Consider the following 26,418-nt stretch of genomic DNA (forward strand, 5'->3'; position numbering starts at 1 on the left):
AGCGGGTGAGGCGCACATTTAGAGCGCTGGCAACGAGCATGGGTCATGTGGTTGCTGTGTGAAGCGTAAGACCCTTTGGGGGCCCTCAGGCAAACACAAGAACTGGCGGTGTGAGCCGCTTTCTTTTGCCTACTTTTCTTTGCGGCGGCAAAGAAAAGTAGGTGCCGCCCCGCACAGGGGCGACGCATGAAGCACGAAGGCATAGCGCGGATGCCAGCGCAAAGGCAAAACCACCCCTCACTGCTCGGAGAGCAAATGCCCCAGAGAACGCACCGAATTGCACTGCTCTTCAACGCAAACAAAGTCTACGACAGAGAAATCATCACAGGCATCGGCAACTACCTGCTTTCAACGCGAGTAGCCTGGGACCTGTTCCTGGAGGAAGACTTCCGCGCAAGACTAAACGGCATAGAACGTTTCGAAGGCGACGGCTTCATCGCCGACTTCGACGACCCAGCAGTCTCTGAAGCGCTCGCCGATTCCCCCTTACCCGTCGTCGCCGTTGGCGGCTCATACGAAGACGCATCGAAGTACCCAGCGAATCTCCCCTACATAGCGACCGACAACCTGCAACTCATGTCGCTCGCGTATAAACACCTGATCGGCGCAGGCCTGCAACGCTTCGCCCTCTACAGCCTGCCCGAATCCCCGACCAACCGCTGGGCACAAGAACGCGAACTCGCATTCAACACGCTGCTGCAAGCAGATGGAATGGAGGGCGACGTGCATCGCGGCCTACCGACCAGCGCCCCCGTCTGGCACCAGGCCAGCGTGCAACTCACCGAGTGGCTGCAAAGCCTGCCCAAGCCCGTCGGCATCATCGCCGTGACGGACGCACGCGCGCGTCAGGTACTACAGGCATGCCTGATCAGCGGCATCCCTGTGCCCGAACAGGTCGCGATCATCGGCATCGACAACGATCCGCTCACGCGCTCGCTCACCCGCATTCCGCTTTCATCCGTGATTCAGGGCACCGAGGAAATGGGCCGCACAGCTGCGCACCTACTGCATCAGATGCTGGGCGGCGCGCGCTTCGCAGGCCGTCGCATCCTCGTGCCGCCCGTCGGCATCAACGTATGCGAATCGACAAAGCACGAACCGCTCGCAAGCCCTTACGTGATGCGCGCGCGTCACTACATCCGGCAATACGCCTGCCAGGGCATCAAAACGGAACAGGTCGCCGATTACGTCGGCGTGTCGCGTTCGTCGCTCGAAGACTATTTCCGGCGCGAACTCGGCTGCACCGTGCATCAGGAAATCCTCAAGCACAAGCTCGATGTCGCCAAGCAACTGCTCGCCCAGCAGGACATGTCGAGCGCGGAAGTCGCGATCCGCTGCGGCTTCACTTCGTTGCAGTACATGTACGCCGTGTTCCGGCGCGAACTCGACTGCACGCCGCGCGAGTATCAGGAACGCATGCAAGCCGCGCAATCGACTCACAATGCGCCATCCGCATAAATGCCTTAATCTGGTTTGATCCGCGACCGACATGAATTTCGCCGACATGCACAGCACCGATACCCCTCTCTCATCCAGCGTCCAGGTCGATCGCTGGGGCACGTTGCCCGGTCTCGGCGACATTCGTCTGTTCACGCTGCGCAACGCGCACGGCATGCGGGCCACCATCAGCGATCTCGGCGCGACGCTCGTCTCGTGGCACGCACCCGATCGCGCGGGCCGCGTCGCCGATGTCCTGCTCGGCCACGACACGCCCGCCGACTATCTGGCGAGCCGCTGGTTCTTCGGCTCGACCATCGGCCGCTGGGCGAACCGCATTGCGCAGGCGCGCTTCACGCTCGACGGCGTCGTTTATCAGCTCGACCGCAATGACGGCGACAACCTGCTGCACGGTGGTATCAACGGTTTTCACAAGGCGCTGTGGCATGCGCGCGAAGTGGACGGCGCGCTGGTGCTGTCGCACGAATCGCCCGAAGGCGACGCAGGTTTTCCCGGCGCGGTCGCGGCAACCGTGCGCTATGCGCTCGACGATGACGGCACGCTCACAATCGACTACGACGCCACCGCCGACGCACCCACGCCCATCAGCCTCACGAATCACGCGTACTTCAATCTGTCCGGCGACGCGTCCGCCGATGCGCCCGATATTCGCGGCCATGTGATCGCGATCGATGCGGACGCCTTCTTCGCCATCGACGACGCGATGATCCCCATCGAAAGAAAAGATGTGGCGGGCAGCGTGTTCGATTTTCGCGCGGGCGCGCCGATTGGCGCGCGTCTCGACTGGCCGGATGCGCAACTCGCCCGCGCAGGCGGCTTCGATCATTGCTACGTGCTGCACGACGGCGCCGCTGCAACGCGCACGGCCGCTACGCTCTACGATCCCGCCAGCGGGCGCGAACTGACGGTATCGACGGACGCCAAAGGCATGCAGTTCTATACGGGCAACTTTCTCGCGGGCGTCGCAGGACGCAACGGCAAGACGTACGGCAAGCACGCGGCGTTGTGCCTCGAAACAGGCGCGTTTCCGAATCAGGTCAATATGCCGGACGCCGAGCAGGTCGTGCTGCGGCCCGGTGAACGTTATCGCCACACCACCGTCTACCGGCTCGGCGTGCGTTGAGCACTTGCAGCGGCATTGCTTCCATATTCCTTACGTAATCTGTCGAAACATTGCCGCTGTTGTAATTCGCGCCCGATGATTGCGGCATTCATTACGCCATGAAATCATAGGCAGCCTTTTCTGATCTCAAAGCCAGCCCACTGCGACGCCTCATCCAAGGGCAAAGCGGCCAGCCAGCAAACGCCATCGCATCCCCCCGACGATGGTCATTCCGTCACGAAGCATCACGCGCGTCGCGAGCACCGACGGCCCGACGCGTGCGCCAGCCATTTCGACGACGGTTGCGGTCAGTTGCAAACCTACGCTGTCTTGCCCCTGGAGCGACCTGTGAACACACCCGATACCGTTGTCATCGATTCCGCCGCGCGCGCCAATGGGCAAAGCAAAAGCGCCGGCAATGGCGCGCCGCCCGCCGGCTCGCGCCGCATTACGTTTATCCGCTGGCTGCGCAAGGTGCATAGCTGGATCGGCCTGTGGGGCGCGGCACTCGGTCTTCTGATGGGCACGAGCGGCTTCTTGCTGAACCATCGCGGCGGACCGCTGCGCGTTTCGACTGGCGAGCCGCAGGTCGAGTCGCTGCAGGTGAAGCTGCCGCAGCCCGCGCCCGAGTCGCCGCGTGATCTCGCCAAGTGGCTCAAGCAGGAACTGAAGGTGCAAGGCAAGCCGGGCCGGGTGCAGAAGGAGCCGTCGCATCCCGTCGCGTGGGGTGATCGCAAGGCGGTTCAGCCGGAACACTGGCAGGTGAGCTTCGCGTCGCCTGGCGAGAACACGCAAGCGGAGTACTGGGTCGGTAATGACTATGTGACCGTCAAGCGCAGCGCCAACACGTTCCTCGCGGCGCTGACGAACCTTCACAAGGGCGTGGGCCTGAGCGTCGGCTGGGTGCTGGTGATCGACACGTTCGCGGGCGGCGTGATCTTGCTGTCGCTGACAGGCGTCTTGCTGTGGACGCAGTTGAACAAGCGTCGCACGATCGGTGCGGTGCTGGTGCTTGGGTCGATCGTCGCGGCTATCGTCGCCGGGATGTCCTGACGCGTCGCGCTCATCGAATAGAACAAAGGGCGATGCACCGCTGTGCATCGCCCTTTTTCGTTGAGGCCTTTAAAGCCGCAAGATCTTTTAACGGCGGAACGCCGGCGCGCCCATCGGCGCTCCCGTATTGCCGCAATCGACGACGATCTCCGCCGCCGTCATGCCCGACGCCGCATCCGATGCAAGAAACACAGCCGCCTGCGCCACTTCGTCGGCCAGCGCGAAACGGCCCATCGGAATCATCGGCGAGAGCGCCGTTTCCGTTGCGTCGAGCGTTGCGCCTTCACGGTCGCCGCGCGTCCAGATCGACGTGCGGGTACCACCAGGAATGACCGTATTCACGCGGATACCGCGCGTAACGAGTTCCGAAGCGAGTACGCGCGCCATGCCGGAGATCGCCGCCTTCGATGCTGAATACGCCGACGACCCCGGCGCGCCCAACTGACGCATCACCGAGCCGTTCAGCACGATCGAACCGCCCTCGCCCATCAGCGGCACGGCCGCCTGCACGGTGAGGAACACGGCCGTCACGTTGGTACGCATGATCGCTTCGAACTTCTCCGCCGTCGTGCTGCCGACAGGCGTCGCACCGCTTACGCCCGCATTCGCGAACACGATATCCAGCTTGCCGAACTTGTCGGCGATCACTTTCATCACTTCATCGATGGCCGCGGGATCGTCCAGATCCGCGCGAATCGGAAGCGCATTCGGGCCCAGTTCGGCCGCCGCTTCGTCGAGCTTCTTCTGGTCGCGGCCCGTGATCGCCACGCGCGCGCCTTGCGCGATCAGGATGCGCGCCGCCGCGAAACCGATGCCGCCGTTGCCGCCTGTGATGAGTGCCGTCTTGTTTGCGAATGACATGAGCATTTCTCCAGAAATTGAGGTTGAGGGCGGACATCCGCCCGCAGCTGTTTTATAATTGCAACTGCAATCTTAAATTAATGATAGTGACCGCAATCAATAAGTGTCAAGCGGTTTTTCTCACCGGTTTGTTGCGGAAGGTGGAATAGCGATGAAAGTGAGCAAGGAAAAGGCGGCGCAAAACCGCGCGGCCCTTGTCGAAACGGCCGCGCGCCTGTTCAGGACACACGGCATCGACGGCGTCGGTGTCGCCGAAATCGGCAAGGCGGCGGGGCTCACGCATGGCGCGCTCTACGCGCACTTCCCGTCGAAGGAAGCGCTCGCGGCGGAAGCGCTCGCGCACGGTCTGCAGATCGGCCACGAACGCATGACCCGAACGTCCGATGGCCATGCGCCGAGCCTGAGCGAACTGCTCAACAGCTATTTGTCGGAAGAAAAACGCGACGACATTGCGAACGGCTGCGCGATGGCGGCGTCGGCGAGCGAGGTCGGCCGTCAGGACGAAACGATCAGCGCGCGCTACAGCGAAGGTTTCGAGTTGATGGTGTCAGTGTTCGAAAAGCACCTGCGCGCGCACAAGGTGAAGGGCGACCCGCGCGAGAAGGCGATAGCGATTTCGTCGACGCTGATCGGCGCGATCGCGGCGTCGCGCGCGGTATTGAAGGCACAGCCGGAACTCGCCAACGACATTCTGCGGGCGGTGCGGCGCGCGGTCGGCGATATTGCGGGCGAGAAAGCCTGAACGTCGGGCGCGTCGAACGAAGAACTGCTTCAAAAGCGCGACGCAATCCGCACGCGCCGCTGTCCACGCACGTCACGCCTTGAACTCGCGAATGCGATGTCCAATAGTTAAGTGGGAATAAAGAGGACCGCGTCGTAGTTCGTCAATTGATGACGAACACGCCATTCTTCGAGCAAGGAGTGCATCGTGCGCAAGATCATTGTTTCGCTTCAGTTGACTACCGCTCTCGCGCTGTCTGTCGGCGCCGCGCTATCGAATGCGCAAGGGCTTTCCACTTACGACGACGTGAACGCGCCCGTCAATAGCACGCGCCTGATGCCCAACGCGCCGCGCGGCAGCGAATATCCGACGCACGGTAATCAGCAGGCGGGCGAAATGAATCTGAATCCCACCGATCCGCGCGCGCAACTCGTTACTGGCACGCCTAATAACGCCCAGTCGGGCGGGTATGGGTCGCCGCTCGCGGGTGTGCATTCCGCTGTTCCGCCGGGCCAATAGCGGTTTGGGTTTGGTTTTGGTTTCGGTGGCGGTTTGGTTTTGCTTTCGCTGGCATCCGCGATTTGCCTTCGTGCTTCAAGCGTCGCCCCTGTGCGGGGCGGCATTCGCGTTTGCGCCTTCGCGGCGCGGGCGGATTGGTTGTTTTGCCTTTGCGCTGGCATCCGCGGTTTGGTCTTGCTTTCGCTGGCATCCGCGTTATGCCTACGTGCTTCAGACGTCGCCCCTGTGCGGGGCGGCACCTACTTTTCTTTGCCGCCGCAAAGAAAAGTAGGCAAAAGAAAGCGGCTCACACCGCCAACATCTCTCTTTGCCTGAGGGCCCCCAAAGGGTCTTACGCTTCACACGGCAATCACGTGACCCATGTTCGTTGCCAACGCTCTTGCGCTGCGCCTCACCCGCTTCACACACCCGCGCTACACCACGCCGTGCCAGATATTCCACGGCCGCCCAGGTGGCAAACTGTGTGTAGGCCGTAGTGCCTCGCGCGCCTCACTTCGGACCGATAGCACGCGCATACCTCCATGTAAGAACGCCAGGCTATACGACGCGACAACCTACACACAGTTTGCCACCTGGGCGGCACATACCATTCGCTGCCGCTTGCCCGGGTACGGGTATTCGAAGTGGGTGAGGCGTTCATTCGAAGCGTTGGCAACCAGCACCAACCAGGGCACCGCCGTGTGAAGCGTGGGACCGGTTGGGGGCCCTCAGGCAAACACAAGAACCGGCGGTGTTAGCCGCTTTCTTTTGCCTACTTTTCTTTGCGGCGGCAAAGAAAAGTAGGTGCCGCCCCGCACAGGGGCGACGCCTGAAGCACGAAGCCAAATCGCGGATGCCAGCGAAAGAACAAACCGCAGATACCAGCACAAAAACAAAAACCACAAAAAAAAAGCCCGCTTGCGCGGGCAACCTTCTACCAGGAGACAACAGAAAAAAAACCGCATCAACCCTTAGTCGCACCAAACGTGAGCCCTGCAACGAAGTGCTTCTGCATCGCAAAGAACATCGCAACAGAAGGCAGTGCCGCCAGAATCGAACCCGCCGACACCAGATTCCACGCCGTCGTCCATTGCCCTTTGAGCGCCGCGACGCCAACCGTGATCGGCGCGGCGTCGTCGCCTTGCGTGAGGCACAGCGCCCAGAAATAATCGTTCCAGACGAACGTGAAAACAAGAATGGCAAGCGCAGCAAGCGCAGGGCGAATCAGCGGCAGCACGATGCGGAAGAACACCGTCCACTCACCCGCCCCTTCAATACGCGCCGCCTCGACCAGTTCATACGGCAACTGCTTGATGAAGTTGCGCAGAAAGAGCGCACAAAACCCCGTCTGAAACGACACGTGAAAAAGAATCAGCGCGCCAAGCGTATTAAACACACCAAGGCTCAGCGACAGATCGCGCACGGGAATCATCAGAATCTGGACCGGCACGAAGTTGCCCGCAACAAAGGTCGCGAAGAGCGTCGTGTTGCCGCGAAACTTGTAGATAGCCAGTGCGAAACCCGCCATCGCCGCGAGCGCAATCGAACCGACCACGGCAGGCACCGTAATCAGCACGCTGTTCCAGAAGTAATGCAGCATCGGCGACGTGGTGAGCGCTTCGCGGTAGTTGTCGATGAGCGTGATGTGCTTCGGCCAGCCCCAGTAGTTACCTTCGCTCAGTTCTTCCGTCGAGCGCACCGACGTGACGAGCACGGCGATCATCGGTAATAGCCAGATCAATAGCGCAACCGGCAACGTCAACTTGTACAGCCGCCGGTTGAACGGCTTCCATTTGGCAACGGGCATCGGATACATATCGTCCGCTCCTTACTGTTCGTTGCGCAGCATACGGCGCAGGTGATAGACGATGTACACGAGCATGATCGCGAACAACACCACGGCAATCGATGCCGAATAGCCGATGCGGTAATACTTGATCGCCTGGTCGTACATGTAATAGGCGAGTACGGTCGAGCTTTCGAATGGCCCGCCGCCCGTCATCACCGAAATCAGGTCGAAGCTGCGCAGTGCGCCGATTATCGTGACGACGATTGCCATAAAGGTGACGGGCCGCAACTGCGGCAGCACCACATGCCACAGCATCGACCAGCCCTTCGCGCCTTCCATGCGCGCGGCTTCGATCTGCTCGCTGTTCAGCGATGTCAGACCCGTCAAATAAAGAATCATGCAATACGCGGTCTGCGGCCATAGCGCGGCGAAGATGATGCCGAACGTCGCATAGTGCGCATCGCCGAGCACGGGCACGCCGTGGCCGAGTATCACGGCAAAGAGGCCGAAGGTCGGATCGTAGAACCATGAGAAGATCAAGCCAACCACGACGCCCGACAACACGAACGGCGCAAAGAACAGCGACTTCACGACGCGTATGCCCGCCACCGCCTGGTTCAGATACAGCGCGACGGCGAGCCCCATCGGTGGCGCGAGCAGGAACAGCACGAGCCAGATGAGGTTGTTCTTCAGCGCGGTATAGAAAGTCGGCGCCTGAAACAGTTCGATGTAGTTCGCGAGACCGACGAAGACCTTGTCGGTCATGCCGTCCCAGTTGTAAAAGCTGAGCCAGATCGACGACAGGATCGGCCAGACCACATACACCGCGACCATGAAGCACGCGGGTGCGAGAAACAGCAGCGCGGCCTTGCGCTGCCGACGCGCGGTGGGCGACGGTCCACGCTTCTTGCGCGTGGCTCGCGGCGCTGGCGACGCCTGCGGCTGCGACGGCGGCGTGCCGTTGATGTCCTGACGTGTAACGGAGTGCGACACGACGATTCTCCATGCAACGAAATTGCTGCTTCGCGCCGGACGCGCATGTCGATGCGCATCCGGCGCCACTGCCTTACATCCTTACTTCTTGTAGATACGCTTGCGCGTCTGCTCGAGCTGCGCAAGGATCGCGTCGATCTTCGTCGGGTCGGCGATGAACTGCTGCATGCCCTTCATCCCTTCGTCGGCCATTTCCTTCGTCATGTCGCGATCGTAGAACTGCGCAATGCCGCCCTTCGTATTCGACAGAATCTGGAAGCCGATCTTCGAAATGGGATCTTCCGGCTCAGGCGACTTGCTGTTCGCCGACAACGAGCCAAGACCCGTCGCGAGCTTCGCGCCCTGCTCCGGCGTTTCGACGAACGCGAGGAACGTGTGCGCGTCAGCCTTGTTCTTGGCCTTGGCCGGAATATGCAGCGATTCGACGGGACCGTCTTCCGCCGTCGGCACGTTCGAGTCGATGATCGGGAACTGGAAGTAGCTCATGTTCGGCTTCACGTTCGGCGGGAAACCGCCAGTGATGAACGTGCCCATCAGCATCATTGCGGCCTTGCCCTGGAACAGGAACGGCTGCGCCGCGTCCAGATCGTACGACAACGAGTTGTCGATAAAGTCCTTGTCGTCGAGCAACTGCTTCCACGTCGTGTAGACCTTCTTTACACGCGGATCGGTGTACGGCACTTCGCCCGCCATCAGCTTCTGGTGGAACGCGTTGCCGTTGATGCGCAGGTCGAGATAATCGAACCAGCCCGCAAGCGTCCATGCATCGCGGCCGCCCACTGCGAACGGCGTGATGCCCGCCGCCTTCAGCTTCTTGCACGCGTCCATCAACTGATCCCACGTCTTCGGCTCGGATGCGATGCCAGCCTTCTGGAACAGATCCTTGCGATAGAACAGGCCCCACGAGTAGTACACGGTCGGCGCCGCATACTGCTTGCCGTTGTACGTCGACGATTCCTTCGTCGATGCATACATGTTGTCCCAGCCGTTCTTCTTCCAGTCGCCGCTCAGGTCTTCAAACAGCCCGCGACGCGCGTAGTACGCCATGCGCTCGCCGTTGTGCCAGTTCACGACGTCGGGCGCGACGGTCGACAGCCAGCCCGGCAACTGTACCTTGTACGCTTCCTCATCGACGAACGACGCCTTCACGTCGATGTCGGGATGCGCCTTCTTGAAGTCGTCGATCACCGATTGCCACACTGCGCGCTGGCTTGCGCCTTTGAACGCGATGTTGATCGTCATCGTGCCCGCCTCGGCCGTCGTCGCCGCGAACGGCGAGACGGCTGCGGCGACTGCGAGGGCTGCCGCTGCAATTGCGGTGCGCGCTTTGAATTTTCCTGCTTTCATCTTCCTGTCTCCTTGTGTCCTGGTTCTAACGTGCTGGGATCACTGCTACGTTGCGAAGTTATTCCGTACATTCAGTACGATAAGCCGCGACGCCTTGCGGCTCGACTTCATGCGCACCGATCACGAAACGCGATGCATCGACACCTTCGATCACGTGCCGTGCATTCGTATAGTTGAACACGTACGTGAGCTTGCCGCGCCGGCTGATACGGACGCTATCTCCGAGCGGTGTCGGCGTAAGACCCGCTTCTGTCGCGATGCGCGCAAACAGCGACTCCGTCAGACGATCGTCGAACAGGCTCGCGAAGTAGTGAACGGAACCGTGCTGCACATACGCGGGATGACCGTCGGCAAAACGCGCGCGCACACCGAAGCTGCGTTCGTCGGCGGCATCGATCAGATCGCGCCAGTGACGTGCGTGACCTTCGCGCAGTCCATCGCTTGCGCCGTTCACCTGCACGGGCTCAGTTACATTCGGCCGCATCGATTCGACGCGCCACACACGGATCGGCAGAAGCGATGCGAGCGCGCCCGGAGGCAGATTTGCGGGAATCTGCAGATCAGGCGTCTTCGAACCCGTGCGCGGACCGAGCACGATCTGCGCGCCCGATGCCGCGAGCCGCACCGCGAAGTCGCCAGGCACGACGGGCAACGGCGGGACGACGATCATCGCGTAGCCGTCGAGCGGCGCATCGGCGGGAATCACATCGACGTCGAAGCCCAGCGAGCGCAGCGCCGAGTAGTACTCGAACGCGAAGCGCGGGTAATGAAAGTCCGCGCCCTGCGGATGAATTTCAAACAGCCACTTGGCTTCGTAGTCATAGATCAGCGCGACCTTGCTGCGCACGTTCGCGTTCGCATCGGCGTCAGCCGCCGACACCTTTGCGATCTCGTGCGCGACCTGCTCCGCTTCGCCGCCGCCGATGTCGAGGCGATTGTCGGGCGTATTGAGCCCTGCATGCATCTGCTCCTGCGCGAACGGCGCCTGACGCCATCTGAAGTACGACACGCAGCCTGCGCCGTGCGCGAACGCTTCCCAGCTCCACAGACGCACCATGCCCGGCAGCGGCGCAGGATTCCAGTGCGCCCAGTTCACGGGACCGGGCTGCTGCTCCATCACCCAGAACGGCAGCCTCGACATGCCGCGATATACGTCGTGATTGAACGACGCGAAGTCGGGATGCCCGGTGCGCAGGAACTTGGCCTTGACCTCCGGCGCGTACCACTGCTCTTCGAGCGCGCCGAGCGGATAGCTGTCCCACGTGGCCACATCGAGATCGCTCGCGACCTTGTAGTGATCGAACTCGGTGAACAGCTGCATGAAGTTGTGCGCGACGGGACGGCCCGGCGAATGCGCGCGAATGATCTCGACCTGCATGCGGTTATAGCGCGCGACTTCATCGGATGCGAAACGACGGTAATCAAGTCGATGCGACGGATGCGCTTCCGTGACGGTCGCAACGGGCGCATCGATTTCGTCGAAGCTGCGGTACTCCATGCTCCAGAACACGGTGCCCCACGCGCGGTTCAATGCGTCGACGTTCTGGTAACGCTCCTTGAGCCACACGCGAAAACGCGCGACGGCTGCGGGCGAATAGCTGACCACCGTGTTGTGGCAACCGAACTCGTTATCCGTCTGCCAGTACGCGACGGCGGGATGCTTGCCGTAACGCTCCGCGACGGCCTCGCAGATCTTGCGCGACGCTTCGAAATACGAAGGCGACGAGAAATCGTAATGGCGGCGCGAGCCGAATGCACGCGGACGTCCATCCGCGCCCACGGGCAGAATGTCGGGATGACGGTCGACCAGCCACTTCGGCGGCGTCGCCGTCGGCGTACACATGACGACCTGCAAACCGGCGTCACCGAGCACGTCGACCGCACGGTCGAGCCAGGCCCAATCGTATTCGCCCGGCGACGGCTCCATACGGCTCCACGCGAATTCCGCGATTCGCACCTGCTCGATGCCGAGCGCCTTCATACGGCGCGCGTCGTCTTTCCACATCGATTCCGGCCAGTGCTCCGGGTAGTAACAGACTCCAAGGCGCATGCGCATGTCCCTTATTTATGCGTAGTGTTCGACGGAGTTGAGTGCCTTCACGGCGAATCCGTCTTCGGTGAAAAGATGGCAGGCACGGGCGGGCGCGGCGAATACCACGCGCTCGCCCTGTTCGACGCGGGCGTTGCCCGGCACCTTCGCGATCGGCACGGCGCCGCCCGGTTGTTCGAGATGCACGTAGCTGTGCTCGCCGAGATGCTCGATCAGCGAAATGGTGCGTGCGAGCGTTGCATCACGTCGTGATGCATCGTCGGTGACGAGTTCGAGATGTTCCGGGCGCACGCCGAGCGTCACGGGCTGCCCACCTTGCAAGGTGCTGCCGTCGACCTCGACGCGCAGCGTTTCATTCGTGTGATCGAGCGTGACGTCGATGCCTTGCGCGTCGATCGCCGTGACTCTGCCCGGCAGGAAGTTCATGCGCGGCGAGCCGATGAAGCCCGCGACGAAGCGGCTATTGGGCCGGTGATACAGCTCCAGCGGCGCGCCGATCTGCGCGATGCTGCCGTAGCGCTCCGTATCCTTGCCCGAATGCAGCAGCACGATCTTGTCAGCGAGCGTCATCGCTTCCGTCTGATCGTGCGTCACATAGACGACGCTCGCGGTCGCGAACTGCTTGTGCAGACGCGCGATTTCAATTCGCGTCTGACCGCGCAACGTCGCATCGAGATTGGACAAGGGCTCGTCGAACAGAAACACGCCTGGCTCGCGCACGATCGCGCGGCCAATCGCAACACGCTGGCGCTGCCCACCCGACAACGCGCGCGGCTTGCGGTCGAGCAGCGCTTCAAGTTGCAGGATGCGCGCCGCTTCCTTCACCTTGCTGTCGATTTCTGCTTTCGGCTTCTTCGCGAGCTTGAGGCCGAATGCCATGTTCTCGTACACACTCATGTGCGGAAACAGCGCGTAGCTCTGGAACACCATCGCGACACCACGCTCGGCAGCGGGCACGTCATTGACGATGCGACCGCCGATCGACAGGTCGCCGTCCGTCACGTCTTCGAGACCCGCGATCATGCGCAGCAACGTGGACTTGCCGCAGCCCGACGGGCCGAGGAATACACAAAACTCGTTTTCGCCGATCTCCAGATCGACGTTGCGGATCACGGGCGCGTTGTCTCCATACGCCTTCTGCACGCCCTTCAACGAAATGCTCGCCATCGCTTCGACTCCGTGATTTAATCAGCCCGAAGCGGAGATTAAGCGCTTAATCTGAACGGCCGAAAAAACGACCGCATTGCGATCGCTGGCCCTTCTGAAGGCCATTTGTTGGCCGTGTAAGGCTGTCTCCGATAATTCGTTCTGTCGTTTTGCGCATGGTGCCCCGCCTTCGTAGCCAATGCAAATGATGAACGCCAGTCCCACATATTGAATAAGCGTTGCGAAACATGTCCACCTTGAGCGAAGTCGCGCGGCGCGCCGGCGTCACGTCGGCCACCGTTTCGAACGTGCTGCGCAATCGCGGGCGCGTCGGCGAACAGACGCGTCAGCGCGTGCTCGAAGCCGTCGAAGCGCTCAACTACCGTCCGCACCTTGCGGCGCGCGCCCTCGCCGAAGGCCGTGCGCCGACCATTGCGCTGATGGTGTCGAGCATCGCGAACCCGTTCTACCCGGAGTTTGCGCTGGCCGTCGAGCGCGCGGCGCGCACCAGCGGCCACTTCGTCATCATCTGCAACACCAATGAAGATCCGCACGCGGGCCGCGCGTATCTGGAGCAGATTGCGGGCACGCTCTCCGAAGGCGTGCTGGTGATGAACGCCAACCTCGACTTCGACGATCTGCGCAAAACGGAAGCGCGCGGCGCACCCGTGGTGCTGTGCATGTGGGAACGTCCCGACGATCCACCCGGCTTGCCGTGCGTCGCCGTCGATTTCCGTCTTGCGGGCCAGCTTGCCGCGAAGCATCTGATCGAGCTTGGGCACACGCGCATCGGTGCGGTTGTCGGCAGCAAGCCCTCGGGTATTCACGCATCGCGCTATGAAGGCTTTGTCGATGCGATGCGCGAGGCAGGCCTCAAAGTGCCCGCAAAAAACGTGCGTTACGCACCCGATACGACGGAGGGCGGTTATGCCGCAGCGCGCCATCTGCTGGAACACGACACGAAGCTGACCGCGATCTTCGCGACCAACGACCTGCCCGCGCTCGGCACGATCCACGCGGCGGCTGATCTCGGGCGCGACGTGCCGCGCGATCTATCCGTGGTCGGCATCACCGACATTCAGCTCGCGCAGCAATCGCGCCCGCCTCTCACAACCGTCGCGGTGCCAACCGTCGAAGCCGCCGAGCTCGCCGTGTCGTTGCTGCGCGACTTGATCGAGCGGCCAGCGGGCAAGCATGGCGCGCACCAGAAAGCACCGCGCGTGTGCGTGACGTCCGCGCCGCAGTTGATCGTGCGCGGCTCCACAAGCAAACGCTGACGCCTACCTGCACCGAAGCTGAGGCTTTCCTCATACATCACACGATCAGGCATGACAGGTCTCGCATCACTCGATCCTGGTCAAAATCAGTACAAGCGATGTTTGCGTAACGTGCCGCATTGGCGGGACAGAATGAGGACAAGAACCCGCAAAGGCTTGTGTGTCAAAGGCTCGTATTGCGCAGAGCGTTTGTTTATGCGGCTTTGCGCCATCATTGAATAAAAAAATCCGCCTCAAATCATCGTCGCGCTTGTTAGACTCGAATCGACTTCCCCAAGGGTTTTCGATTCATGAACAACACAGTGGATGATCCAGAAGTCGTGCCGCGTTATCGCATCGGGGCCGTCGCTCGTATGGCGAATCTTCCCGTGGGCACGCTGCGTATCTGGGAGCGCCGATATGGCGTCGTTGCGCCGCCCACCACGCAATCCGGGCATCGCCTGTACAGCGAAGCCGACGTGCGGCGCGTCGCGATGATCAAGGGGCTCGTCGATCGCGGCTATTCGATCGGCTCGATCGCCACCTTGCAGACGGGCGAACTCGAACGGCTCGCGTTCATGCATGTCGACAAGACGCCTGTGTCGCCGCTCACGGAGGGGCGGCCGGGCTTGCGGCTGCGCATCGTCGGCACGGCGCTCGCGCAGACCATCCGCCAGCATCTGCACGCGATGCAGGCCGAACTCGCGAGCGAGCCGAAAGTCTTCGAGAACATGACGTCCGCGTTCACCGAGCGCATGAACCAGCCCGCCGATGTGCTGATCATTCATCTGCCGTCGCTGCATGCGGACGATGTCGAGCGCGTGCTCGCGTTGAGCGCATCGACTCACGCGGAGAACATCGTCGTGGTGTATTCGTTCGCTGCCGCCAACACGATCAATCTGCTGGAGCGCGTCGGCGTGCGCACGATACGCGAGCCGCTCGATCAGGCATCGATCGCGCATATGATGAGCGACATCCAGCGCAAGACGGGACAAGCCGCCACGCAGCCCGACATGCGCGAGCCCGCGCCGCAGCGGCACTACTCCGACGAAACCTTGATGGCGATGGCGCATGCGTCGACCACCGTCGCGTGCGAATGCCCGAAGCATCTTGCGAGCATCATCATGCAGCTGAGCGCATTCGAGCAGTACAGCGTCAGCTGCGCTTCGCGCACGCCCGCCGATGCGCTGCTACATGTGTATCTGGCGAACATCTCGGGCCGTGCGCGCGCGATGTTCGAACATGCGTTGCTGCGACTCGAACGCGAGGAACGTTGGGCGCTGGAAAAATCGCTGACAGCGCGTTGATACAACAGAAGCGGCTACGCTAAACGTTTGCGCAACCGCCCAGATTTCAGCGTTGCGAGCGCTTGTTCGCGTACATCGCACCGTCGGCTTGCGCGAGCAGGTCGTCGATAGTCTGCGGGCTGTCCGGCGCATACGTCGCCGTGCCCACGCTGCAATGCAATTGATAAGGCGTTTGCGCGGACTGATTGTGGACATCCAGTTGATGTCTGAGACGTGCAATGGTCTGCGTCGTCCCTTCTTCGTCCGAGTCACTCAGCAACACGACGAACTCGTCGCCGCCTAGCCGACCGATCACATCGCTGTCGCGCAATGCCGTTTGCAATACCGTTGCAAATGCAATCAACGCGCGGTCGCCTTCCGCGTGACCGTACACGTCGTTGATATTCTTGAAGCCGTTCAGATCGAAGAACAGCAGTGACGCGGGCTTTTGCGCGCGCTTGCAGAGCCTGATTGCATGCTGCGCGAGTGACTCGAAGCCGCGGCGATTCGACAGGCCCGTCAGTTCATCCGTGGTCGCGAGCTGCACGGCGGAGATTTCCTGCTCGGCCATGCGCGCGAGATCGCGCAGCAGCACGCGCTCTTCGTCGTCCAATGCGCGTGGCTTCACGTCGATCAGGCATAGCGTGCCGAGCCGGCTGCCGTTGTCGACGGTGAGCGGATAGCCCGCGTAGAAGCGGATATTCGGATCGCCCGTAACAAGCGGATTGTCGGCGAAGCGCACATCGAGCAACGCGTCGTTCACGAGGAACAGTTCGTCGTCGAGAATCGCGTGGCCGCAGAAAGACACATCGCGCGATGTTTCCGAAGCGTCGATGCCGGGATGCGACTTGAACCACTGGCGATGGCTGTCGACCAGCGTGACGGCCGCAATGGGCACGCCGAACAAACGTCGCGCGAGGCGCGTGAGACGGTCGAACCGTTCTTCCGGCGGTGTATCGAGTATGTGAAGCGAACGCAACGTCTCCACGCGTTCGCTTTCGTTATGTGGCATTGATGGTCGCAGCATTCGAGATCCGGATTAAACGCGAACACGCGATACTCCTTTAGCACCGCGCGATCCGCCGCAGGTTGAACGGAACCGGGTACAAATTCTATCCGCAGCCTGCGGTAAATGAAACGATTACGCCCTGCTCAGTTGGCTCAAATGCACGCGTAATTGCCCTGGCTGAAAGCTAACCGACACCTGTCGGCCCGTTCAACACGATGCGCACCTTGCGCGCCAGTTCCACGCGCCGATAAGGCTTGTGAATCATGTCGAACTCGCTGCCGTTCGCATCGGTCCGCTCGAGCGACGCATCGGCATAGCCAGTCGTCAGCAGCACCTTGATCTTCGGTTGCAGGCGCCGCGCCTCGCGCGCGAGCATCACGCCGTTCATGTTGCCCGGCATGATGAGGTCGGTGAACAGCAGGTCGACAGTCGTGCCGTCCTGCAACATCTCCATCGCCTCTTTCGTGTTCAGCACGACACGCGTGCGATAGCCGATCTGCTCGAGCATCGCCTGCGCGACTTCCGCCACTTCGACGCGGTCGTCGACGATCAGAATCATTTCGTTGCCCGCCTTTTCAATCGCCTTCGGTGCGGACGGACGACGCTGCGCATTGCCTTCCACAGCCGGGAAATACAGTCGCAACGTGGTGCCGACGCCCGGTTCCGAATACAGGTTCACGGCGCCGCCCGACTGCTTCGCGAAGCCATATACCATCGACAACCCGAGGCCTGTGCCCTTGCCTTCGTCCTTGGTCGTGAAGAACGGGTCCATCACCCTGTCGAGAATCTCAGGCGGGATGCCGCAGCCGTTGTCCGAGATCGCAATGCTCACATAGCGGCCGGTCCGCAGATCAGCGAATCCGACCATCGCTTGCTGCTCCAGTTCGACCGTCTCGGTGCGCACTGTTACGACACCGTCGCGCTGGCTTGCAAGCGCGTCGCGTGCATTGAGCAGCACGTTGAGCAACGCGACTTCGAGCTGGGTCGAATCGACACGGCAATTGCCGAGACCGTCCTCATATTCGGTCTTCAGAGAAACGTTCTCACCAAGCGTGCGCCGCGCGAGTTCGACCATGCTGTCTGCCAGCGTATTCAGATTGACTGGGCGCCCCACGAGCTTCTGCTTGCGCGCAAACGCGAGCAGCTGTTGCGTCAGCGTCGTGGCTTTGGCGACCGCGCCGCGTATGCGATCGAGGCTTTGTGCCATCACCGGGCCTTGCGCATTACCTTCAATGCCCATTTGCAGCACATCCACATAACCCGCCATCACCTGCAGCAGGTTGTTGAAGTCGTGCGCAATGCCGCCCGTCAACTGCCCGAGCGCCTCCATCTTCTGCGCCTGATGCAGCGCGTCCTCTGCGTCACGGCGGCGGCTCACGTCCAGTTGAGAGCCGAAGAAATACACCAGTTCGCCTTGCTCGTTGAAGACGGGCGAAATGAAGAGCGCGTTCCAGAACGTCGAGCCGTCCTTGCGATAGTTGAGAACCTCCGTCGCGATCTCGCGGCGGTGCGCGACGGCGTCCCGCACTTCGTCGATGGTCGCGCGATCCGTCTCCGGCCCTTGCAGAAAGCGGCAGTTGGTGCCGATGATCTCCGGCAGCTCATAGCCCGTCATGCGCAGAAACGCATGGTTCGCGAAGATCACGGGGTTGTCGGGCAGGTTCGGATCGGTGACGACCATCGGCATGCGTGTCGTCGATACGGCGGCGAAGAAGATGTCGTCGCGATGGTCGGTGATCTGATGCGCGCCGCTTCGAATGGTTGTGAGTGTACGGTTGGTATCCATGGCATTTGACGCAATAAGGTGCGACAGCCACGGTTGTTTCGCTCGACTCTTTACGTGGGCAGTCACACTCCGGTTTGAGAAGCCGCATCGGTCTGCGCAGAGCGATGCGGAATTGCATGGCGTCCGTTAATGCGAAATTCATGCCGACACGAAAATGCGGCAGTAATTGCGCAAAAGTTCACGAATAGAAGGGAAGAGTTACCGCGCAAAGCCGCCATGCGTCACTGGAAATGCCGGATAAGCGATGCGTGATTTCGCAAAAGGAAAGGCGACTAGAAAAATTTTCAAACGATCTTTACTGCTGCGTCCGGCGCAGCATCGACACGTCATAGCCTAATGCGCGGACGCGTTCCAGCAGCGCGCGTTGCAGTTCGACTGCGGGTTTCGCTTCACGCGTGAGTATCCACAGATAGGTGCCGCTCGGTTCGCCGACGATCGACCAGTCATAGTCGTCGGCGTGGTCGAGCACCCAGTAGTCGCCGACATAGAACGGCCCGAAGAACGACACTTTCAGCTTTGCGTTGTCCGACTCGGGGACCACCCGCGCCTTGCCACGCGCGACGCGCCGCGGTCCATCAGCACCGCCCTCGCGGCCCGTGTTGATCACGCTAATCAAGCCGTCGTCGCGCTTCGCATAGTCCGCCGTGACGAAATCGCGGCCTCGCTCGAAATGATTGTCGTAGCGCGCGAACTCGTACCAGCGCCCCGCATAGCGGTCCACGTCGACGCTCTTTGCCGGCTCGGGCATGCGCGCATTGCCCTTCTTTCTTCTAATGACGATCGCGCATGCAACCAGCAAACCCACTGCGACGACGGCAGCGCCGGCAATGACAGCACGCGCATGAGAACCGCTGTGCTCGATCTCCTGACTGACGTCTTGTTCGACACTCATCGGTATCAACCTCCCGGATATGAAACCTCGACCCGGCGATAAAGCCGTTTAGACCTTACGCGTCTGAAAAGTTTTCCAGCAAAGCGCAATACGGTGTCAGCGCAATGAATGCTTGACGGCAAAGCCGCGACGCAGATTCACAATAGCCGCTATGCTCTCTCTTCTGCATTTCCATCCCGCTGCATTCAACCTCTTATAGTTTCCTTCTCGCGGAGTCGATCATGCAATACCGCAAATTCGGCCATACTGGTCTTACTGTCTCGCGTTTGTGTCTCGGTACGATGACTTTCGGCTTGCAAACCGAAGAAGACGTGTCGCATGGCATTCTCGACAAGGCGACGGACGCCGGTGTGAATTTCATCGATACGGCCGATGTCTACCCGCTAGGTGGCGGCGAAAATCTTGCGGGACGCACCGAGGAAATCATCGGACGCTGGCTCAAGGGCAAGCGTGACCGCTTCATTCTCGCGACCAAAGCGGTCGGCAAGGTCGGTCCGCATGCGTGGAATCAGGGCGCATCGCGCAAGCATCTGCTCGACGCCATCGACGATTCGCTGCGCCGCCTGAACACCGATTACGTCGATCTGTACCAGTTGCATTCCGACGACCGCGACACGCCGCTCGACGAAACACTCGAAGCACTCGACGTGATCGTGCGCTCGGGCAAGGCGCGTTATATCGGCGTCTCGAACTATCTCGCGTACCGGCTCGCGCGCATGCTCGGACGCTCAGACGTGCTGCGCACCGCGCGCTTCGTATCGGTGCAGCCGCGCTACAACCTCCTGTTCCGGCAGATCGAACGCGAACTGCTGCCGCTCGCCGACGAAGAAGGCCTGGCCGTGATTCCCTATAACCCACTTGCGGGCGGCCTGCTGACGGGCAAGCATCGACACGACGCAAAGCCCGCGGATGGACGCTTCACGGAGACGGTCGGCAAGGCGGGTGAGATGTACTCGGAGCGCTACTGGCACGAGCGCGAATTCAAGACCATCGAGACGCTGCGCGAGATCAACGCGAAAACGGGCGAACCGATGACGAAGACGGCGATTGCATGGGTGCTCGCGAATCCCACTATCACGTCGGCGATCATCGGCGCGAGCCGTGTCGAGCAGTTGAACGACTCGCTCGCCGCTGTCGATCTCGTGCTCGACCCCGAAATCAAGAAGCAGCTCGACGAGGCGACCGTCGAATACCGCTGGGGCGATGCGCCGCGCTGAGCGTCAATGCTGCGCTAGCGTCCGTAGCGCAGCACGGTGCTGCTTGCGGCCAGCACGTGATTCGTGACGGCCGCGAGAAATGCATCGTGATTGAGATTGGGCGGGAGTGCATCGGGCGCGAGATCGAGCGCGTAGACCTGCAACACATAGTGATGCGGCACGTCGCCGATGGGCGGGCAAGGTCCGTAATAACTGGGCTTCCCGGTGCGATTGATGCCGCTCACGCTGCCTGCCGGCGCCGACTCACCATGCTGCATCGCGTTCATCGACGCGGGTATCGCGTACAGCACCCAATGAATCACGCCAATGCCCTTGGCGCCGTCGGGATCGAACAGCGTCACCGCGAAGCTGCGTGTGCCCGATGGCACGTTGCGCCATTGCACGGCGGGCGACTGGTTGCCGCCGCCGCAATTGTTCGCGCTGGCTGCGTGGCTCGAATCGATCGTGCCGCCGTCGGGCGTGCCCGGCGAGATTACTTCGAAAGCGTCGGCCGCCACGGCGTGCGTGACGCCTGACGAGAGCGCCACACATAGCGCAATGGCTGCGAGCCGGATGCTAGAGATAGTTTTCATTGGACGGCTCCGTCGAAAGGGATGCGGTCACGCGTTCATGACCGCATCGGGGGAAACGAACGGACATGCCCGTTTATTCCCCCGCCCCCTCTTTCAACCGAATACGCCCGACTTCTGGTTCGCTTCCGGCAACTGCCGCGTCTCCCGCACCGACTTCGGATGCCAGAGCCTGGCGCCGCCTTCGATGCCCGCCGCGTTCGATACGACGGCTGCATTCGACGGCAACTCGAACGTCAGACGCTCCGCATTGCCGCCGCCGATCCACAGCTTGTCGTAGTTGACGAGCGAAGCGAGGATCGCGATCACCTTCTCCACACGCCGGTTCCAGCGCTTGTTGCCCACCTTCTCGCGCGCCGCATTGCCGATGTACTCGTCATACGTGCGGTCCTTGCTGACGGGATGATGCGCGAGTTCGAGATGCGGCATCAACTCGCCGTCGCGAAAGAGCGCGGTGCCCGCGCCCGTGCCCAGCGTCAGCACGAATTCGATGCCATGCCCTTCGATCGCCGCGAAGCCCTGCATCTCGGCGTCGTTGATCATCCGCACGGGCAACCCGCCCACGCGCGCCGCCAGTTGTTCCGCGAGCGCGAAGCCGCGCCAGCTCGCATCGCCGATATTCGGTGCCGTCAGCACGTGGTTGTCGCGCACGACGCCCGGAAAGCCGATCGACATCAAGGTTGGATGCTGCGCATCGACGAGCGGCTGCACGAGCTTCGCCAGTGTATCGACGAGTTGCTCCGGCGTGCAGGGATGCGGCGTCGCGACGCGCACGCGTTCGCTTTTCATGTCGCCGCCCGCGTCGATCACGGCCGCCTTCAGCCCCGTGCCGCCAACGTCGATGGCGAGTATCCGTTCACCGTCGCTTTTGGTGTTGCGGCGCGTCTGTACTTTAGCTTTAGCCAAATCGTCCCCCTTTCGTTTTCCGTTGTGACAGGACTACTCTTTGCTCTGCAATGAACGCCACGCGCGGCCATCGCGCGCGAGCAGTTCATCGGCTTGCGCCGGCCCGCTGCCGCCCGCCGGATAGCCATGCACGGGCAGCGCGCCACCTTCGGGATGCAGTACGCGATCGACCGCACACCAGCCCGACTCGATGCTGTCGGCGCGCTGGAACAGCGTCTCGTCACCGAGCATGCAGTCGTAGAGCAGCGTTTCATAGCCGACGTTCGCGCGTTCGTCGAAGAAGTCGCTGTAGTTGAACGCCGAGCGCACCGCGCCGATCTGCATCGCCGGTCCGGGCACCTTCACGTTGAAGTCAAAGCGCGTGCCATGGGCGGGATCGATGCGCAGGGTGAAGACGTTCGGCGTCAGCGCTTCGACGGGCGTGTCGCGGAACATCAGAAACGGCACGCGCTTCAGTTGCACGGCGATCTCGGTGCGGCGCGCGGCCATGCGCTTGCCCGTGCGCAGATAGAACGGCACGCCCGCCCAGCGCCAGTTGTCGATGAACACACGCGCGGCCGCATAGGTTTCCGTCGTGCTGTCGCGCGCGACGTCGGGTTCGTCGCGATAGCCGACGCCCGCATCGCCCTTTTCGTACTGGCCGAAGACGACGTCGTCCCGCTTCAGCGGCTCGATGGCGGCGAACAGTTCGGCTTTCTTGTCGCGCACGGCTTCGGCATCGAATGAATTGGGTGGCTCCAGCGCGACCATTGCGAGCAACTGGAACAGATGGTTCGGCAGCATGTCGCGGAATGCGCCCGTCTGCTCATAGAACTTGCCGCGCCCTTCGACGCCGAGCGTTTCCGCCGCCGTGATCTGCACGCTGTCGATGTACTCGCGCCGCCACACCGGTTCGAACATCGCATTCGCAAAGCGCACGGCAAGGATGCTCTGCACGGTGTCCTTGCCGAGAAAGTGATCGATGCGATAGACCTGAGATTCGTTTGCGTAACCCAGAATGTGTGCATTGAGATCGCGCGCGGACGCGAGGTCCGTGCCGAACGGCTTTTCGATCACGAGACGCCGGAAGCTCCCTTTGCGCTGCGCGTCTTCTTTCAGCAAGCCATGCTTGCCCAGACGCTCGACGATCGGCCTGAAAAATCGCGCGCCCACCGCGAGATAGAAGATCGCATTGCCGTGCGGCGTTTTGTCGATACGCTGCTTGAGCGCTTCGAACACATCGTCGGTTTCGAATTCGCCTGCCATGTACTCCATGCGCGACGAAAGCCACTTCCAGGCTTTCTCGTCGACCTTGCCGGTATGCGCTTCGCTAGCCTTATCGGCGGCGAACTGCTGCAGCGACTTGCCGAGATCGCCGAGCCATTCCTTCGTTTCGCGCTCGCCGTGATTGACGCCGATGATCTGCATGCCGTCGTCGAGCAGGCCATCGACCGTCAGGTTGTACAGCGACGGTGTCAACAAGCGTTTAGTCAGATCGCCGCCCGCGCCGAAGATGACCAGCGTGCATGGCGGCGCAGGCCGCTTGCCTGCGGGACCCGCGGCGGCTGCATGCGGCCCTGCGCCGATCTTGCAGCTTGCTGACGAGGTTCTCGATGAAGCGTCGTTTGCGTCATTGGACATGGCAGTCTTTCCATGAATGAGCCATACGAGTGGCGATATCTGAAAGACCCGCCGCCATGCCGCGCAGTTCAATCGAACCGCTGCATTAGCCGCGGGCAGCGCGGTCTATTTCACGGAAGCCGCCACCTCGGCATCCTGCGCCTCGCCCGTTGCAGGCACGAAGCCCGAGCTTGCAAGTTCGCGCGGCTGCAACAGCAACGCGACGAGACCCGACCATCCCGTCTGATGCGACGCGCCCACGCCACGTCCGTTATCGCCGTGAAAGTATTCGTGAAACAGCACGAGATCCTGCGAGCGCGGGTCGGCCTGCAACAGCGGATACGCAGCCATCACAGGTCGCTCGTTGTTCTTGTCCTTCAGGAAGAGCGTAGTCGTGCGTTGCGCGAGTGCATCGGCGATTTCGGACAATGAAAGCTGGTTGCCCGAGCCCGTCGGGTACTCGACGCGAAAATCGTCGCCGTAATAGCGATGAAACTCATACAGCGACTCGATCAGCAGATAGTTGACGGGCATCCACACCGGCCCGCGCCAGTTCGAATTGCCGCCGAACACACGCGAATCCGATTCGGCGGGCAAGTACTTTACGCAGAAGCTCTGGCCGTTGTGCTGAAAGACGTAAGGTTGATCGCGATGCACGCGCGACAGTGCGCGCACGCCGTGATCGGACAGGAACTCAGCTTCGTCGAGCGCGCGCTTGAGCAGCGCTTTCATCCGATGCCCGCGCAACAACGAAAGCAGCAAGCTGTTGCCGCGCCCCGGCTCATTCCAGCGCGACACCAGCCGCGCGAGATCGGGCTTGTTGCGCAGAAACCAGACAAGACGGTCGCGCAGACCCGGCAGCGAGCCATGCAGACGCTCTTCGAGCACATGCACGGCGATTAGCGGAATCAGGCCGACAATCGAGCGCACGCGCATCGGCACATTGGAGCCGTCGGGCAGGCGCAGCTTGTCATAGAAGAATTCGTCCTCGCTGTCCCACAGGCCCGTATCGCAGTTATCTTCGCAACTGACGGCCTGCGCGATATACAGGAAGTGCTCGAAGAACTTCACACCAATATCGACGAACACGTGATTCGCAAACGCGAGTTCGAGCGCGATACGCATCAGGTCCAGCGCATACGCGGCCATCCACGCGGTGCCGTCGGCCTGATCGATATGGCCGCCCGTCGGCAATGGCGACGAGCGGTCGAAAATGCCGACGTTGTCGAGCCCGAGAAAGCCGCCCTGGAAGATATTGCGGCCGTCGGCATCCTTGCGGTTCACCCACCACGCGAAGTTGAGCAGCAGCTTGTGGAAGACCAGTTCGAGAAAATCGCGATCGCCCTTGCCCATCAACGCGCGATCGATTTCATAGACACGCCACGCGGCCCATGCATGCACGGGCGGGTTGGCATCGCTGAACGCCCATTCGTAGGCGGGGATCTGCCCGTTCGGATGCATGTAGCGATCCTTCACGAGCAGCAACAACTGACGCTTCGCAAACGCGGGATCGATCAACGCGAACGCGGCGGCATGAAACGCGAGATCCCATGACGCATACCACGGGTACTCCCACTTATCGGGCATCGACACGATGTCCGCGTTGCACAAATGCCGCCAGTCGCGATTGCGTCCCTGTTTGCGCGATGCGGGCGGCGTCGGCTGCGAGGGGTCGCCGTCCATCCAGCGCTCGACGTCGAACTGGTAGTACTGCTTCGACCACAGCATGCCCGCCAGCGCCTGGCGCTGCACGAGCCGCTCGTCCGCGCCTTCGATATGGTGCTGCAATGCCGCATAGAACGCATCGGCTTCAGCGATGCGCTGCGCGAACAGTTGCTCGGCATCGAGCGGCGTTTCATCGGGGCAGAACTCGGGACGCCAGCGCAGATAGACGACGGCCTTCCCATGCGGCGGCAGATTCAGCGGCACGTGCGCGGCCGCCTTGGTGCCCGCGTCGCGCCGGATCGCATCGGCGTCGCCATGCACGAGGTAGTCGTTGAAGCCGTCCTTGAACGGACCTTGCGCGTCCATGTTGAAATGGCGCCGGACGTTCGTATCGTTTTCGCAGAACAGCCATTCGAAGACCGTGGTGTCAGGCGACCATGCCGTCACCACCATCGGCTCGTGTCCGGGATGCGTGCCGAGCAGACGCGTGACGCCATGCACCGTTTCCTTCGTGAGCTTCGGGCGCTCGTCCGATTCTTTCCACGACCATTTGTTGCGCGCCCAGATTTGCGGCAGCAGATCTAGAGAGGCCGATTCGTCCGCGCGGTTTTCGACGGTGACGCGCATCACGATGTCTTCGGGCGTGTTCTTTGCGTACTCGACGGTCACGTCGAAATAGCGCAGATCGTCGAAGACACCTGTATCGAGTACTTCATATTCCGGCAGGTCCGCGCCGCGCCGCCCGTTCTCTTCGACGAGATCCTGATACGGAAACGCGCCATGCGGGTACTTGTACAGCATCCGCATATACGAATGCGTCGGCGTGCCGTCGAGATAGAAATACAGTTCCTTGACGTCCTCGCCGTGGTTGCCTTCCTGGTTCGTGAGGCCGAACAGGCGTTCCTTGAGAATGGGATCGGCGCGGTTCCACATGGCGATCGACACACACCAGTTCAATGTATCGTCGCCGAAACCCGCGATGCCGTCCTCGCCCCAGCGGTAGGCGCGGCTGCGTGCGTGATCGTGCGGGAAATAGTCCCATGCGGTGCCATTCGGGCTGTAGTCTTCGCGCACCGTGCCCCACTGACGCTCGCTCAGATACGGACCCCAGCGCTGCCATCGCGCGCACTCGCTGGAGTGCAGACGTATTCCTTCGACGGTCGCAAGCAGGTTTCCGGCGCGCAGCGGAGGCATGGCAGCGTCCTCGTCTCTCGT

General features: G+C 61.6%; 21 protein-coding genes. 8 read left to right on the forward strand and 13 right to left on the reverse strand.

Going from position 1 to position 26,418, the window contains the following annotated elements; all coding sequences use genetic code 11:
- The first annotated feature begins 255 nt into the window (after positions 1–255).
- The 3 genes from C2L65_RS12285 (at position 256) to C2L65_RS12295 (ending at position 3,613) form a co-directional block, all read left to right on the forward strand.
- Positions 256–1,458 carry a XylR family transcriptional regulator gene (locus C2L65_RS12285; protein WP_081920887.1) on the forward strand — a complete coding sequence of 401 codons (1,203 nt, stop codon included), beginning with the start codon at positions 256–258 and terminating at the stop codon, positions 1,456–1,458.
- Positions 1,459–1,489: 31 nt separating this feature from the next.
- Positions 1,490–2,581, forward strand: coding sequence for an aldose epimerase family protein (locus C2L65_RS12290; protein ID WP_042307364.1), 1,092 nt, complete (start codon positions 1,490–1,492; stop codon positions 2,579–2,581).
- A 327-nt stretch (positions 2,582–2,908) separates the two neighbouring features.
- Positions 2,909–3,613, forward strand: a complete 705-nt coding sequence (locus tag C2L65_RS12295) for a PepSY-associated TM helix domain-containing protein (protein WP_042307363.1) — start codon at positions 2,909–2,911, stop codon at positions 3,611–3,613.
- 87 nt (positions 3,614–3,700) lie between these two features.
- Here C2L65_RS12295 and C2L65_RS12300 read toward each other — a convergent pair whose 3' ends face one another.
- On the reverse strand, positions 3,701–4,474 hold the full coding sequence (locus C2L65_RS12300) for an SDR family oxidoreductase (protein WP_042307373.1): 774 nt from the start codon (positions 4,472–4,474) through the stop codon (positions 3,701–3,703).
- A 151-nt stretch (positions 4,475–4,625) separates the two neighbouring features.
- On the opposite strand from C2L65_RS12300, the gene C2L65_RS12305 reads away from it, so the two are divergent.
- Both C2L65_RS12305 and C2L65_RS12310 read left to right on the forward strand, forming a co-directional pair.
- Entirely contained in the window at positions 4,626–5,216 is a 591-nt protein-coding gene (locus C2L65_RS12305; protein ID WP_042307361.1) for a TetR/AcrR family transcriptional regulator, read from the forward strand.
- Between the two features lie 186 nt (positions 5,217–5,402).
- The gene (locus C2L65_RS12310; RefSeq protein ID WP_042307359.1) at positions 5,403–5,714 is read left to right on the forward strand and encodes a hypothetical protein; all 312 of its coding nucleotides are present in this window, start codon (positions 5,403–5,405) and stop codon (positions 5,712–5,714) included.
- A gap of 943 nt (positions 5,715–6,657) precedes the next feature.
- Here C2L65_RS12310 and C2L65_RS12315 read toward each other — a convergent pair.
- The 5 genes from C2L65_RS12315 to C2L65_RS12335 all read right to left on the reverse strand — a co-directional run bounded on the left by C2L65_RS12315 (position 6,658) and on the right by C2L65_RS12335 (position 13,039).
- Positions 6,658–7,509, reverse strand: coding sequence for a carbohydrate ABC transporter permease (locus C2L65_RS12315; protein ID WP_042307357.1), 852 nt, complete (start codon positions 7,507–7,509; stop codon positions 6,658–6,660).
- A gap of 12 nt (positions 7,510–7,521) precedes the next feature.
- Positions 7,522–8,475 (reverse strand): carbohydrate ABC transporter permease, encoded by a 954-nt coding sequence (locus C2L65_RS12320; protein WP_007737738.1) that lies wholly within the window; start codon positions 8,473–8,475, stop codon positions 7,522–7,524.
- Positions 8,476–8,556: 81 nt separating this feature from the next.
- Positions 8,557–9,822: an ABC transporter substrate-binding protein gene (locus C2L65_RS12325; protein WP_042307356.1), complete on the reverse strand. Its 1,266-nt coding sequence runs from the start codon at positions 9,820–9,822 to the stop codon at positions 8,557–8,559.
- Between the two features lie 58 nt (positions 9,823–9,880).
- A complete protein-coding gene (locus C2L65_RS12330) occupies positions 9,881–11,872 on the reverse strand; it encodes a beta-galactosidase (RefSeq protein WP_042307370.1) in 1,992 nt (663 codons plus the stop codon).
- Between the two features lie 15 nt (positions 11,873–11,887).
- Positions 11,888–13,039, reverse strand: coding sequence for an ABC transporter ATP-binding protein (locus C2L65_RS12335; protein WP_042307353.1), 1,152 nt, complete (start codon positions 13,037–13,039; stop codon positions 11,888–11,890).
- Positions 13,040–13,266: 227 nt separating this feature from the next.
- Here C2L65_RS12335 and C2L65_RS12340 point away from each other — a divergent pair, with 227 nt between their 5' ends.
- Positions 13,267–14,295 (forward strand): LacI family DNA-binding transcriptional regulator, encoded by a 1,029-nt coding sequence (locus tag C2L65_RS12340; RefSeq protein WP_042307351.1) that lies wholly within the window; start codon positions 13,267–13,269, stop codon positions 14,293–14,295.
- Between the two features lie 290 nt (positions 14,296–14,585).
- Positions 14,586–15,581: a MerR family transcriptional regulator gene (locus tag C2L65_RS12345; RefSeq protein WP_042307349.1), complete on the forward strand. Its 996-nt coding sequence runs from the start codon at positions 14,586–14,588 to the stop codon at positions 15,579–15,581.
- A gap of 46 nt (positions 15,582–15,627) precedes the next feature.
- On the opposite strand, the gene C2L65_RS12350 is transcribed toward C2L65_RS12345, so the two are convergent.
- The 3 genes from C2L65_RS12350 to C2L65_RS12360 all read right to left on the reverse strand — a co-directional run bounded on the left by C2L65_RS12350 (position 15,628) and on the right by C2L65_RS12360 (position 19,247).
- Positions 15,628–16,587, reverse strand: coding sequence for a sensor domain-containing diguanylate cyclase (locus tag C2L65_RS12350; RefSeq protein WP_042307348.1), 960 nt, complete (start codon positions 16,585–16,587; stop codon positions 15,628–15,630).
- A gap of 166 nt (positions 16,588–16,753) precedes the next feature.
- Positions 16,754–18,355 carry a hybrid sensor histidine kinase/response regulator gene (locus tag C2L65_RS12355; protein WP_042307346.1) on the reverse strand — a complete coding sequence of 534 codons (1,602 nt, stop codon included), beginning with the start codon at positions 18,353–18,355 and terminating at the stop codon, positions 16,754–16,756.
- A 295-nt stretch (positions 18,356–18,650) separates the two neighbouring features.
- Complete coding sequence (locus C2L65_RS12360) at positions 18,651–19,247, reverse strand: lipocalin family protein (protein WP_042307345.1); 597 nt, start codon at positions 19,245–19,247, stop codon at positions 18,651–18,653.
- A gap of 221 nt (positions 19,248–19,468) precedes the next feature.
- On the opposite strand from C2L65_RS12360, the gene C2L65_RS12365 reads away from it, so the two are divergent.
- Positions 19,469–20,464 (forward strand): aldo/keto reductase, encoded by a 996-nt coding sequence (locus C2L65_RS12365; protein ID WP_042307343.1) that lies wholly within the window; start codon positions 19,469–19,471, stop codon positions 20,462–20,464.
- 14 nt (positions 20,465–20,478) lie between these two features.
- Here the strand turns inward: C2L65_RS12365 and C2L65_RS12370 are convergent, their stop codons facing one another.
- The 4 genes from C2L65_RS12370 to C2L65_RS12385 form a co-directional block, all read right to left on the reverse strand.
- The gene (locus tag C2L65_RS12370; protein ID WP_042307341.1) at positions 20,479–21,036 is read right to left on the reverse strand and encodes a YbhB/YbcL family Raf kinase inhibitor-like protein; all 558 of its coding nucleotides are present in this window, start codon (positions 21,034–21,036) and stop codon (positions 20,479–20,481) included.
- 93 nt (positions 21,037–21,129) lie between these two features.
- Positions 21,130–21,939, reverse strand: a complete 810-nt coding sequence (locus C2L65_RS12375; protein WP_042307338.1) for an ROK family protein — start codon at positions 21,937–21,939, stop codon at positions 21,130–21,132.
- A 33-nt stretch (positions 21,940–21,972) separates the two neighbouring features.
- Entirely contained in the window at positions 21,973–23,559 is a 1,587-nt protein-coding gene (gene zwf, locus C2L65_RS12380) for a glucose-6-phosphate dehydrogenase (RefSeq protein ID WP_042307337.1), read from the reverse strand.
- A 105-nt stretch (positions 23,560–23,664) separates the two neighbouring features.
- Positions 23,665–26,397, reverse strand: coding sequence for an MGH1-like glycoside hydrolase domain-containing protein (locus C2L65_RS12385; RefSeq protein WP_042307335.1), 2,733 nt, complete (start codon positions 26,395–26,397; stop codon positions 23,665–23,667).
- Between the last annotated feature and the right edge of the window lie 21 nt (positions 26,398–26,418).

The organism is Paraburkholderia terrae (genome assembly GCF_002902925.1).
In the GTDB taxonomy this organism is placed as follows: domain Bacteria; phylum Pseudomonadota; class Gammaproteobacteria; order Burkholderiales; family Burkholderiaceae; genus Paraburkholderia; species Paraburkholderia terrae.

What these genes read in the sequence shown, in the direction of transcription:
- C2L65_RS12290 (WP_042307364.1), top strand. Translation starts at nt 1,490, where the DNA reads ATGAATTTCGCCGACATGCACAGCACCGATACCCCTCTCTCATCCAGC.
- C2L65_RS12370 (WP_042307341.1), bottom strand. Translation starts at nt 21,036, where the DNA reads ATGAAAACTATCTCTAGCATCCGGCTCGCAGCCATTGCGCTATGTGTG.
- zwf (WP_042307337.1), bottom strand. Translation starts at nt 23,559, where the DNA reads ATGTCCAATGACGCAAACGACGCTTCATCGAGAACCTCGTCAGCAAGC.
- C2L65_RS12285 (WP_081920887.1), top strand. Translation starts at nt 256, where the DNA reads ATGCCCCAGAGAACGCACCGAATTGCACTGCTCTTCAACGCAAACAAA.
- C2L65_RS12355 (WP_042307346.1), bottom strand. Translation starts at nt 18,355, where the DNA reads ATGGATACCAACCGTACACTCACAACCATTCGAAGCGGCGCGCATCAG.
- C2L65_RS12365 (WP_042307343.1), top strand. Translation starts at nt 19,469, where the DNA reads ATGCAATACCGCAAATTCGGCCATACTGGTCTTACTGTCTCGCGTTTG.
- C2L65_RS12300 (WP_042307373.1), bottom strand. Translation starts at nt 4,474, where the DNA reads ATGTCATTCGCAAACAAGACGGCACTCATCACAGGCGGCAACGGCGGC.
- C2L65_RS12340 (WP_042307351.1), top strand. Translation starts at nt 13,267, where the DNA reads ATGTCCACCTTGAGCGAAGTCGCGCGGCGCGCCGGCGTCACGTCGGCC.
- C2L65_RS12350 (WP_042307348.1), bottom strand. Translation starts at nt 16,587, where the DNA reads ATGCTGCGACCATCAATGCCACATAACGAAAGCGAACGCGTGGAGACG.
- C2L65_RS12325 (WP_042307356.1), bottom strand. Translation starts at nt 9,822, where the DNA reads ATGAAAGCAGGAAAATTCAAAGCGCGCACCGCAATTGCAGCGGCAGCC.
- C2L65_RS12345 (WP_042307349.1), top strand. Translation starts at nt 14,586, where the DNA reads ATGAACAACACAGTGGATGATCCAGAAGTCGTGCCGCGTTATCGCATC.
- C2L65_RS12360 (WP_042307345.1), bottom strand. Translation starts at nt 19,247, where the DNA reads ATGAGTGTCGAACAAGACGTCAGTCAGGAGATCGAGCACAGCGGTTCT.
- C2L65_RS12335 (WP_042307353.1), bottom strand. Translation starts at nt 13,039, where the DNA reads ATGGCGAGCATTTCGTTGAAGGGCGTGCAGAAGGCGTATGGAGACAAC.
- C2L65_RS12315 (WP_042307357.1), bottom strand. Translation starts at nt 7,509, where the DNA reads ATGTATCCGATGCCCGTTGCCAAATGGAAGCCGTTCAACCGGCGGCTG.
- C2L65_RS12330 (WP_042307370.1), bottom strand. Translation starts at nt 11,872, where the DNA reads ATGCGCCTTGGAGTCTGTTACTACCCGGAGCACTGGCCGGAATCGATG.
- C2L65_RS12385 (WP_042307335.1), bottom strand. Translation starts at nt 26,397, where the DNA reads ATGCCTCCGCTGCGCGCCGGAAACCTGCTTGCGACCGTCGAAGGAATA.
- C2L65_RS12305 (WP_042307361.1), top strand. Translation starts at nt 4,626, where the DNA reads ATGAAAGTGAGCAAGGAAAAGGCGGCGCAAAACCGCGCGGCCCTTGTC.